The following is a 10377-nucleotide window of genomic DNA, read 5'->3' as shown; positions in this document are numbered from 1 at the left end:
AGCGGCGGAAAGAACTTCGATTTGAGGGCGGTTGATAAAGTCGGACATAAGGTCGGACTTACCATCGGATCGATCCCCAAATCAGACGGCCGCCGCCGGAGGCTTACTCAAGGAAGGCCTGATCCAGCACCGGATCGTCCCATTTGCCAGCGATAGCCATCCAACGATCAAGGTCCTCCCGGAAACCTGGATCGTCGCTCTTCATGTGAAACGTGAACAGGCGGTTGATGATGTCACGCATCAGGCCTGCCATCTGGACGTCGTCGATATGGGCGGCCTCAAACCATGGTATTTTCCGACCCGTCGCATCGATCACCCAGACATCGGAATAGTCCCCCGTCCTGGTTATCGGCACCGTGCCTGCGTGCAGGTCTTCAAGGTGTGTATTCCGGATGCAGATCATCGCCATGATCTTCGCAAGGTTGGCCGCGATGCGCGGTTTCGTCTGCGGGTTTCATGGGCAGATCCTCATATGGTAGAAGAATATCGACTGTCGGCTTGTGGGACACAGAGACAGGATCATTCGTTGATATAAGCCGTCCAATTTTGCCGCGCATGCACAATACGCAGCACTTCCAGCCAGCCGACTTCGATCCGATAGAGGATGAGATGGGACCCTGAGCGGAGCACCCGCACCGGCGGGCGAATTTCGAGCCGTTCGCGCGCGATTTCCGAGTGTCACACCAGCAGGGACATATCGCAGCCAATCGCGCGAATCTAGGTTTCAGCCTGGCCAACAGACCAGAGGCGCAGGGTGTAATCCCAGATCGCGTCCAGATCGCTCAATGCTGCGGGAGACAGTCGGCATTCAGTGACCGTTTGTGTCGGCATTCTGATCTCGCTTGCGGGCAAGAAATGCTTCGAAATCCAGGTGCCTTGCGGGACCACTGGCAATGCCCTCATCGACGAGCTGCTGCAGCTCCGCAATGGCGCGGTGGCGGTCCTGATCCCGCCGGATCAGATCGCGAACGTAGTCACTGGCGTTGCTATAGCGCCCATCCTTGGTTTGCGCCTCGACCCAGGTCTTCATCGGGTCGGGCAATGAGACATTCATGGTGGCCATGGTCTTGATCTCCTTTCTCATGAGGATGGCATAGATTGCCAAAGACTGTCAATGAGAGCGCCAGCGCCACCAGACTGGACCTAACCGTTTACTGCGCTCCCGAACCCGGCGGGTCGTTCCGACGGGTCCAACCCCTGGAGCCGGTTGTCTCGCTGATGCTTTTGCCGCAAGCCTCCCGACCAAGCTCTTGGTTGGATACGTCCTTCCTTAGGAATGGTTCCTTTGGCGCCCCACGACATGGCGGGACAAGGTCGTGATGGATAAGAGGCCCGCGCTTGGGCGGACCCCTCGGTTACAGGCGGCCAAGTCCGCGCCCCCTACCCTTTCGCTAGTTTCATCGCCGACAATTTCAAGCCACGCGTCGCTGCCCGGGCTTCGGCTCCTCCGCTACGTCGAAGGCGAGGGCGCTGTCAGTGGAATGGCTGCGCATGATGGTGACGAGGATCACCCCGTCCGAGGAGAAGTTGCCCTCATGCAGCGTTAACGACGCAGGTGCCGTCCAGGTCGCGTAAGGCCGGGGTGGTTCCTTTTTTACAAGGCGGCCGACACCGTGCGAGCGCTCCCAGGCCGCCAGCTTCTTGGTGAAGCGTGCTGGTGGCTTGGGACTGCCGTCGGTGTAGCGAATGCGCGCCCCGAAGGGGGCTGTGTCGATGATGGTTCTTGCAGACATGATTCCCCATTCCGAATGCGAATATTCGAAATCATCTTATTGATATTGTTAAATTATAGGGTGATTGGAGGCGGAAACTCTGCCCCCGCTGGATCACGTTATTCCGCGGCCAGCATCGACGCTGCTTTCAGCAGGCAGGTCATCCGTCAGGAACGCGGGAAGGTCAGCTTCACTGACGCTGTCAGCCGCTTCGGCATCCGCCCCCTGCCCTTCGGCACAGTCCTCACCGTCGTCCAGCGCCACGAGATCGACACGGCGCAGGACCTCGGGCAACCAGCCGCTGCCCTTCAGCAATCGCTCGGCTTCACTGGCCATCTCGCCTTTCTTCAGGTGATCGAGGAGTTGGGCACTCCCCTCCCCCTTGGCCTCACGTACGGCCTCGAGGATGCGGGTCTTGGGCACGTGGTTAAGATAGGTGTCGACCGTCGGCTCCCAGCCCGCCTCGACCATATCGAGATCAACCGCGCGCGCCACGAGATCGGAATGCGCCATACGCCGGGTCAGACCGCCAGCAGAGATGCCTGCTCCGTACGGGTTCACTTTCCCATGCAGCGCGCTGTCCTTCAGATCGGGCGCCTGCGCCGACATGTAGACGTGACGCACGGAGGCTTCGAGACAGCTGACCGAAGCAGAGGAGGTGCGGAAAGTGTCCGTCACCAGCTTCAGAAGCAAAAGCGCCAGCGCGACATCCGGCGAGCGCCCGATCGCTTCACGCAGCGCCAGCGTACGGTGGGCCGTCAACTCCATGACCAACCGCTCGGGCAGCGGCTTCAGCGCTCCGTCATCCTCATCCTCCGGCAAGTCAGCTCCGATCGGCTGGCCACCTGACGTGATGACGGTTCCGACACGAGGGGCACTGGCATGGCCATCGGTGAGATCACGATCATCCCCCTGCCCCGCCACCGCAGGATCACTACCATCCTGGACCGCGGTCTCCTCAACGGGCTCATCCTCTGGACGCACATACCCGCGATAAACTGCGAGCGCGCCGTAGCGATCGAGCGTGACGAACGCCCCTGCCCGTCCGATTTCCAACGGATCGAAGATCACCGGCCGGGTCTCGATCTTTTCCATCTCCGTTTCCAACACGCCAAGCCGCGTGTCGACCTCGTCGGGGATTTCATCCTGACCCGCGTATTCTTCTTCCAGCGCCCGATACTCGGCGAGCAGCTTGGCATGGGCCGCACCTTCATCATCCGTCATTGGTGCCGGATCGCCGGACATGGACCGCAGGCCGTGGCTGTAGCCGTAGGGCAGGTCAAGCGCGACCTCGATCCACTTCCAACCCTCAACCGCAACCGTCACAGCCTCGGACTGGAGTTTTTCCGTCACCAGCCGATCGAGCAGGGCAGGGTCTTCGAGCCAACCACCGTCATCGCCCTGAAAGAGGTCATGCAGCATCGTGCCACCAGCCGCTTCATAGGCATCAACACCCACGAAGACCGCGCGTCGGTCGGACGCCCGGACCGAGGTCTCGGTCAGCATGCGCCGGATCTGGAATGGCTCCTTGTTCCAGGATGAATGGATCACGTCCCAGACCTGAACCTGATGCGCGTGATCGGGGCTCACGGTGAAGGCCATGAGCTGCTCCAGCGTCATGCCATCTTCGGCATAGATCTCAAGCAGGGCAGGGGCGACGGAGGCAAGTTTGAGGCGCTGCTTCACGATCTGCGGCGTCACGAAACAGGCCGCAGCAATCTCTGCGTCGCTCTGGCCCTTGTCCCGCAGCGCCACAAACGCGCGGAACTGATCGAGCGGGTGCAGGGCGACGCGCTGCATGTTTTCCGCAAGAGAGTCATCCTCGGCGAGGATGTCAGAGCCCGCGTCCCGCACGATGCAGGGAATGAGCGTGCTCTTTGCCAAACGCTTCTGCTTCACCAGCAAGGACATTGCTTGGAACCGACGACCCCCGGCCGGGATCTCGAACTTGCCGGTCTCGGTCCCATCGTCAGCCAACACGGGCCGCACGCTCAGGCTCTGCAACAGACCGCGGCGGGCGATGTCTTCGGCGAGTTCCTCGACGGACACGCCAGCCTTGATGCTTCGCACGTTGGACTGGCTCAGCACCAGCTTGTCGAAAGGGATATCCCGCGAAGGGGACAGGGTGATTTTCTGGACAGCTTTGGTCATCAGATATTCTCCGCGACGGTTGCCGGAAGCCACTCTCCCGATCTCACTTCCCGTCGCCCTCAAACCAACACTCCTTTCCCTCTAGATAACCGTGTGGTTGCCAAGACTCGACTTAACAGCTGTTAAGTCATGCCAACTCAGCCCTGCCCCCATCTGAACTTAACAGCTGTTAAGCTGCACTCCGCCGACCAATCAGAGCCATAACCATCGGCCCGCAAGAGAATTCGCCCGCCGCAGCCTTGGACGTCAGCGCCCGCAAGTACCCACCCGGTGATCTAATGTCGGCAAAGCGTTCCAACATGGCCACGACGACGATCGAGGCCTGCTCTGGTCCCATACAGCGCTGCGCTTCTTCCCAAGCAGAAAGACTGATCCCCATGGCTGGCCGTACGTGGCTGGCCGCGTCGAAAAGCTGGTGCCAGTGTCGAATATCGCCCTGATAAAAGGTCCTGAGCGACGGACAGCCTGTGATTACTAGATGGAGCGGGATCTTCGGCACTCGTCTTGTGTCCAGCTCTTCAACGTCAGAATCCCGCACACATGTATCAGCTTCTGGGACGTCGTCTGCTGCCCCGCCTTTTTCTAAGGCAGGTTCAAGATCTATAGATTCTTTATTTGAACTATGATGGTGGCGCTCAAAATGGGCATCATTGGTGTTCATTTCTTCTGTTTCAGGGCCATCTATGACGTTGCGCGCCCGATCGAGAAGAGTCTCCAGTTCAGTCCGATAGACCGATAGATCCTCAAGTGAAAGCTTCCGGCGAAGAGCGCGGACTATGAGGACGGCCGTGTCGCGGAGCTGGTCCCATAGACCAAGCCCGGGCTGGACCTCCTCACCGAACTCCGCCAGAGCGGCCAGGTCGCGACGCATGAGGCTCACCACCTCTCTAAGCCGCCGCACTCGGTCTTCGGCCTCACGCACAGCCTCTGCGGCCCGTGCAATCTCCTCTGCCCGGCAATAGAGCGGGGAGAGGTCGAAGCCGAAAGCCACGCGCTCTTCACCACGCTTGCGTACATAGCGCTTCCCGTTGGGGCTATCCCGCCGCATTAGCAAGCCTGCCTCTACCAGTCGAGCGAGGTGACGGCGCATCGTCGAGCAAGGCATGCCGTTCAGCCGCTCGCAGATCGCCTTGTTAGATGGGAAGACAACCATTTCGGTGTTCCCGCCAAGCGCATCATCCGGAAAGAAGCTGAGAAGCCCCTGAAGAACGGTCAGATCGCGCTCAGAGACCCCAAAGGCGGCCTGCGCCTTGGACAGCTCGCGAAGAAGCTCCCACTTGTTGACAGGCTTGCCCGGGACAGATGCCTCGGGCCGCTCGATCACGCGCAGATGAGCGTGCGAGATGGGCCGCATAAACGGCGAAATTGGTGTGTACTCCATGAAAATATTCACGAAGGCAAAATTTGAGTGGCCCGCGAATCGCTTTGCGCTTGCGGGAGAGGGGCCAGATCGCTACATTCAGAGGTGCGAAAACTGAAGTTTTGTAGCGGGCTGGTCCCGTTCGAAACCTAAGAAAGGTCTCGTGAAGCTAGCTTCTCGGGGCCTTTTTCATTCTTGCCTGTATCGTGCCTCCTTTTTGTTAATTGCTCTTCCTCAGTCTTCTGATCGCTTCCAGCGCTCATGAAGCTCGGTAAGCAGCTGCGGGGCATTGCCCTCAAGCCAGCTGACAAATTCAGTATCCTCGGACTTCAACTCGAGCTTGAGTTGCTTGCCACGGCGTCCGGTCGTGACGGTTGCAGCACCGACCCCCGGAATGACCATGCCGGGCTGGCCGCGCGAGCGAGTCGAGGATGTGGAGTGCTCGGTCTTCCCCGCCGCAGAAAGGACCGCCAAAAACGCCCGGTCGGACTTCTCATCGATTCCACCCGAATGGATCGACTTGGTTTCATTGGCCAAGGTTGCGAGTCGCTCGTGGTCCACATCTGCAGCCCCAAGACACTTCTTGAGTTCCTCCCAACGGGGTCGACCGATCCCAGGTGCCGCACCGATGGCCAGGACAAGATCCTCTCCTACGGTGCGGACAACGCTTAACAACTGCGAAACCCCGGCCTCGGTCAGATTGAGAACCTCGGCAACGCCTTTGTTTGTGCGCTCTGACTCGCCCAGGTGGTCTCCATCAAGCAAGGCAGCGGCTACGAGCGCGCGCTCGATAAAGCTCAGATCTCTTCGCTCCTGGTTTTCCAGCAGCTGATCGCGTAACGCCTGATCGCCCTCCATTTCCGTGACAATTGCGCGGACCTTGATCCCAAGTTCTCTGCAAGCCTCAAGGCGACGGCGGCCATAGATCAGGCTGTAGCGATCACTCTCAAGCGGGCGCACCAGGATAGGAACACGTTGGCCGTTCTTGAAAATCGATGCCTTCAGACCCTCGATCTCGATCTGAAGTCGGTCATCAAGCCGACCTGCAGTCTCGATATGATCGGGGTCGATTTCGAAAACACCACCTCGGAGCCTGCGCCCCTCAAGAGCGTCGGGTGCGTTGCGCAGGGTCTGCAAGGGCAGACCGAGTTTAGGCTTTCTTGCCATTGCGTCCCCACGTGTTCTGGATGATCGCAGCGATCTCGTCGTTGACGGCATTCATGGAATCGATCGCGCGATCGAAAGTCTGGCGCGTGAATTCCTTCTTGTCGGCCTCGTAGAGCGTCTGCTTTGTGAGCCCCGCATCCGAAATCGCAGTCGATTCGACCATGTGATTGGTCAGGACCGACCTGCCGAAAAGACCCCGGATGAAGGCAATGACCTCAGTTTGCGGTGCGTCGCCCACCTTGTAGCGGGTTGGCAGGAAACGCAGCCAGTCAAAACGAAGGTTTGCGCCGGCGTCCCGGATGACGCCAAGCAGATCAGCGGTCATGCGCAGAAACTGCGACATAGACATGAGATCGAGCATCTGCGGGTGAACGGTGACAAGCACCCCAGAGGACGCCGACAAGGCAGACATGGTCAGGAAGCCAAGCTGCGGCGGGCAGTCGATGACGACGACGTCATAGTCTGCTTCAACACTATCGAGCGCGTCACGCACACGGGCAAAGAACGCTCGGGCTCCGCCTCGCTGGATGGCAGCCGGCGTCTCATGTTCGAATTCCATGAGCTCTAGGTTCCCGGGGATAAGGTCGAGGCCTCGGATGTAGGTTTTACGGATTACTTCCGAGATCGGGACCGGTTCATCGTAACGAACCGCGTCATACAGCGTGCCACCCTCCATCAGGTCCAGCTCAGGCTGGATGCCATGCAGCGCGGAAAAGGATGCCTGGGGGTCCAGATCGATCGCAAGGACACGGTATCCCTTGAGAGCCAAGCGCTGCGCAAGGTGAGCTGATGTTGTCGTTTTCCCGGAGCCGCCTTTGAAGTTCACAACGGAGACAATCTGAAGCTCGTCACCTGCACGACGCCCCGGCAAGTAGGTTCCAGGCTTCTTCGCGTTTGCCTCTAGTGTGTGGCGGATCTCCCAGATATCATCGAGTGTATACCGCCGGTGGTTACCCGCGGTGGTTTCGACGTCAGCGATCTTTCCTTCTCGATGAAGCTTGCGAAGGTAGGTATGATCGACGCCAAGCAACTCGGCCGCCTCGCCGCTAGTTAGGCTGCGCATGACTTTCTTGGCGTCGGGAGGGAAGTGGGCCGCACGTTGCGCATGAAGGTTGGACGCGAGAAGCTCTGCGTAATGCCCGATGGCAATGTCCAGGTCCTGCTCAGCTTCGCTCATCTCTGCCTCGATTCGTGGGCGCGTTTTTTATGTGACCGCGCGTTATTTATCGAGACTATTGCCCGAGCTATCAGATTCGCGCAAGCTCTTTCTAGATATGGTGTGGTTCAGCCACACAGGCACAAGCGCAGGCACTACTCAATTCAGTCAAGCAACCCTAGTTTCTCAGCGCGTTCCAGAAGCATTATCACCGATGACGGCTGCCAGCTTGTCCGCCCACGGGGCGTGCGTTCGCGCATCGCCTCCAGCCGATCACAGATAGCCTGAAGCGTGATGTCGGGATCCGCGCCCTTGATGCCTGCGACAATGGCGGGCAGGCGATCGTCCGTTTCGCGGCGTCCGGCACGCCCTAGCACTGTTTCTGCTAAGAAGCCGTCGCGGACATAGGCGTTCACGGCGCGCAACAAGCGGCTTTGCGTCCAGCGCCGCGCCTCGGGCAGGGGGGCATTGACAATGCGCAGCACATCCTCCCAAGCCATATCAGGGCGCAGCTGGCGTACATGCGGCACCCAGTCTTGCGCGGTCTCGTTTAGTCGTTCCATATATCCGTCCCGCCGCGCCAGCCGCACCTTGCGCTGTGCGGCAGGGTCTCGCGCGCGCAGGCCGGGATTGCCGCCCACGCGTCCTTTAGTCCTTGCGCTCGCCAAGCCGGCCTTCGTGCGTTCACGTATCAGGGCGCGTTCAAACTCGGCCGCGGCCCCCAGAACCTGCAGCGTGAACTTGCCCTGCGGCGAGGCAGTGTCGATCGGGTCTTGAATGGAACGAAAGAACGCGCCCTTCGCCTCAAGCCGCTCGATCACCTCCAAGAGATGCGACAGCGATCGCGCCAGACGATCAATGCGCACGACAACCAGCGTGTCGCCCTTGGCCACGCGCTCCAACACGCGCGCAAGGACCGGCCGCGCACGATTTCCGCCCGAGGCCTGTTCTTCATGGATCTCGGCGCAACCCGCAGACTTCAGGGCCTGCGACTGGGGCAGGGGGGTTTGATCCTCGGTTGAAACGCGCGCGTAGCCTATCAATGGCATCAAAACAGGCCTTTTGCAGTTTCATATAACGCTACTAAACGACCGTTTGTAAACGTTTGCAAGGGGCGTTTCCCTTGTCGCGCTGAGTTCGGGAAGCCTTGTATCTATGGGCTGAAGCCCACAAGAGGCGCTCCATCGCTCTCGAGAAGACAGCACCCTCGGGCTCCTCTATAGTAGAGGAGAACGCAGTCCCTCAAACTTCATCGCCAAGCGCGCATAATGGCTGTATAATGCGCGTATGAGCCGATTACGCCTGACATACAAGGACGACGACGGGGTGCCTCTCGAAGACATGGAGGCGTCCGAGGGCACGGATGATGCTGACCTCTGGTTCCTGCCCGGGCCGATAGAGGACGAACCGGATTACTTGCCTCCCGGACCTGCGCCTGAGGCGAAGGAATTCGAAGTCGTAGATGCTTGGCGCGCGGCCGAGGCCGGGCAGGCGGCGCAGCTCGCCCGCGTTGCGGCGCGCCTGGGGATCCTCGATGAACGCCTGCGCCGCGGCCCGGCTGGCTGGCGGCAACGGCTCGCCCTGATCGAGGCATCGGATCTCAGCTGGCTTACACAGGACCGGATCGGCCTCGACCGGTTGTCCCTTTACATGGCGCTGCGGGTTTCGACCGTAACGGATGATGCGCAGGCGCTGTATCGGATCGGCTGGACTGTGCGGCGGCTGACGGGCGGACCCGCGCCGTTCGCGCGTCGGTCGGGTGTTGGCGACCTCGAAACCTTTCTCGATCGGCGCAACTGCACGGGGCAGGGGGAGCGTTTCGAAGATGCCAAGGCTCCCTCGCGCGTGGTCGAGATGGCAGAGCGCGAAGCCTTCGAGGACCGGGCCGCCGGATGGCTCGCGATGATGGATCAGGCCGAAGACCTCCACCCCGTCACGCGGGCCTGCATGGGGTTCCACCTCTGGCATGTCGCGGAGCTTTCGCCGGTCGACGATCCGCTCGAGGCTGCGGTGACGGCTGCGCGTGTCGCGATCGCCGATCTCGCGCCGTCGGGGAGCGCCCCGGGCGCAATCTTCGCACCCATCGCCATGGGCGGGGGAGGGGGCTTCCGCGCGATCGGGGACCCGCCCGCCCGGTTAGCGCGCTGGCTGAGTGCGATGGAGAGCGCGACATTCGCAGCCCTGCGCAGGCTGGAGGAGATCGAAGCCTGGGCGGCGGCGGCGGAGCGAACGATGGCGCCGCTCTCGGGCAAGACTCCACCGATGCTGCGGCACCTCTTCACAAGCTGGCCGCTGGTCTCAGTACAGCTGGCCGAGAAACTAACTGGGGCGCACCGGGCGACGGTTCAGCGCAACATCGACTGGATGGAGGAGCGGGGCCTGATCCGGGAGGTCACGGGGCAGGGGCGCTATCGCATGTGGCGGATCGTTGAGACACGGGCGACAGAGGCCAGGTCGATGCAGGATCGGGACAACGCAGCGCTTGCCGAAGATATCCTTGATGAACTGGCCGCGCTACAGTGATGCCCTTGGTTCGTGTCGCGCGACCGTTACACCTGCAATGAAGAACCGAACAAAATCAACAATCAATGCCCACCCTTTGCCAGTAAAATTGAAATTTTGCCCGTATCTGCGATACCATCGCCCATAATTCTGAGACAGCGCTCTGGCAAATCAACTCGAAAAAGCAAATAAAAACCTATCGTTAGGTCAATCGTCTCGTATTTATTGGTAAGGCTTGAGAGCGAAAAGGCCGGTGTCGCGTAGCCCATAATTGTGAGATGAGAAATCCAACGAAATCAACGGCTGTCCTTTGCCCTTAAATATGAGAT

At 60.1% G+C, this 10377-nt stretch carries 10 protein-coding genes; 1 reads left to right on the top strand and 9 read right to left on the bottom strand.

The annotated features are described in order from the left end of the window. Nucleotides 1–103: 103 nt before the first annotated feature. From DC366_RS18765 to DC366_RS18725, 9 genes are all read right to left on the bottom strand, one after another. Nucleotides 104–409, bottom strand: a complete 306-nt coding sequence (locus DC366_RS18765; protein WP_243405230.1) for a hypothetical protein — start codon at nt 407–409, stop codon at nt 104–106. Nucleotides 410–519: 110 nt separating this feature from the next. Continuing rightward, nucleotides 520–669, bottom strand: a complete 150-nt coding sequence (locus DC366_RS20590; protein ID WP_108693686.1) for a type II toxin-antitoxin system RelE/ParE family toxin — start codon at nt 667–669, stop codon at nt 520–522. Nucleotides 670–808: 139 nt separating this feature from the next. Beyond that, entirely contained in the window at nt 809–1063 is a 255-nt protein-coding gene (locus DC366_RS18755; protein WP_108693687.1) for a type II toxin-antitoxin system ParD family antitoxin, read from the bottom strand. A 349-nt stretch (nt 1064–1412) separates the two neighbouring features. After that, nucleotides 1413–1733 carry a UCP036055 family protein gene (locus DC366_RS18750; protein WP_243405229.1) on the bottom strand — a complete coding sequence of 107 codons (321 nt, stop codon included), beginning with the start codon at nt 1731–1733 and terminating at the stop codon, nt 1413–1415. A 93-nt stretch (nt 1734–1826) separates the two neighbouring features. Continuing rightward, a complete protein-coding gene (locus DC366_RS18745) occupies nt 1827–3863 on the bottom strand; it encodes a ParB/RepB/Spo0J family partition protein (protein ID WP_108693685.1) in 2037 nt (678 codons plus the stop codon). Nucleotides 3864–4032: 169 nt separating this feature from the next. Then, nucleotides 4033–5244 carry a plasmid replication protein RepC gene (gene repC, locus DC366_RS18740; protein ID WP_108693684.1) on the bottom strand — a complete coding sequence of 404 codons (1212 nt, stop codon included), beginning with the start codon at nt 5242–5244 and terminating at the stop codon, nt 4033–4035. A gap of 213 nt (nt 5245–5457) precedes the next feature. Continuing rightward, nucleotides 5458–6390 (bottom strand): plasmid partitioning protein RepB, encoded by a 933-nt coding sequence (gene repB, locus DC366_RS18735; RefSeq protein ID WP_108693683.1) that lies wholly within the window; start codon nt 6388–6390, stop codon nt 5458–5460. Next, the gene (repA, locus tag DC366_RS18730; protein WP_108693682.1) at nt 6374–7567 is read right to left on the bottom strand and encodes a plasmid partitioning protein RepA; all 1194 of its coding nucleotides are present in this window, start codon (nt 7565–7567) and stop codon (nt 6374–6376) included. Before repA ends, repB begins: the two co-directional genes overlap by 17 nt. A 143-nt stretch (nt 7568–7710) precedes the next feature. Next, nucleotides 7711–8595, bottom strand: coding sequence for a recombinase family protein (locus DC366_RS18725; protein WP_108693681.1), 885 nt, complete (start codon nt 8593–8595; stop codon nt 7711–7713). A 238-nt stretch (nt 8596–8833) separates the two neighbouring features. Between DC366_RS18725 and DC366_RS18720 the strand changes: the two genes are divergently transcribed. Next, on the top strand, nt 8834–10069 hold the full coding sequence (locus DC366_RS18720) for a helix-turn-helix domain-containing protein (RefSeq protein WP_108693680.1): 1236 nt from the start codon (nt 8834–8836) through the stop codon (nt 10067–10069). Nucleotides 10070–10377: the final 308 nt, after the last annotated feature.

Source organism: Pelagivirga sediminicola, from assembly GCF_003072125.1.
Classification (GTDB): Bacteria; Pseudomonadota; Alphaproteobacteria; order Rhodobacterales; family Rhodobacteraceae; genus Roseovarius; species Roseovarius sediminicola.
This window is presented reverse-complemented; position numbering and strand designations above follow the sequence as displayed.

What these genes read in the sequence shown, in the direction of transcription:
- DC366_RS18765 (WP_243405230.1), bottom strand. Translation starts at nt 409, where the DNA reads ATGGCGATGATCTGCATCCGGAATACACACCTTGAAGACCTGCACGCA.
- DC366_RS18755 (WP_108693687.1), bottom strand. Translation starts at nt 1,063, where the DNA reads ATGGCCACCATGAATGTCTCATTGCCCGACCCGATGAAGACCTGGGTC.
- DC366_RS18750 (WP_243405229.1), bottom strand. Translation starts at nt 1,733, where the DNA reads ATGTCTGCAAGAACCATCATCGACACAGCCCCCTTCGGGGCGCGCATT.
- DC366_RS18745 (WP_108693685.1), bottom strand. Translation starts at nt 3,863, where the DNA reads ATGACCAAAGCTGTCCAGAAAATCACCCTGTCCCCTTCGCGGGATATC.
- repC (WP_108693684.1), bottom strand. Translation starts at nt 5,244, where the DNA reads ATGGAGTACACACCAATTTCGCCGTTTATGCGGCCCATCTCGCACGCT.
- repB (WP_108693683.1), bottom strand. Translation starts at nt 6,390, where the DNA reads ATGGCAAGAAAGCCTAAACTCGGTCTGCCCTTGCAGACCCTGCGCAAC.
- repA (WP_108693682.1), bottom strand. Translation starts at nt 7,567, where the DNA reads ATGAGCGAAGCTGAGCAGGACCTGGACATTGCCATCGGGCATTACGCA.
- DC366_RS18725 (WP_108693681.1), bottom strand. Translation starts at nt 8,595, where the DNA reads ATGCCATTGATAGGCTACGCGCGCGTTTCAACCGAGGATCAAACCCCC.
- DC366_RS18720 (WP_108693680.1), top strand. Translation starts at nt 8,834, where the DNA reads ATGAGCCGATTACGCCTGACATACAAGGACGACGACGGGGTGCCTCTC.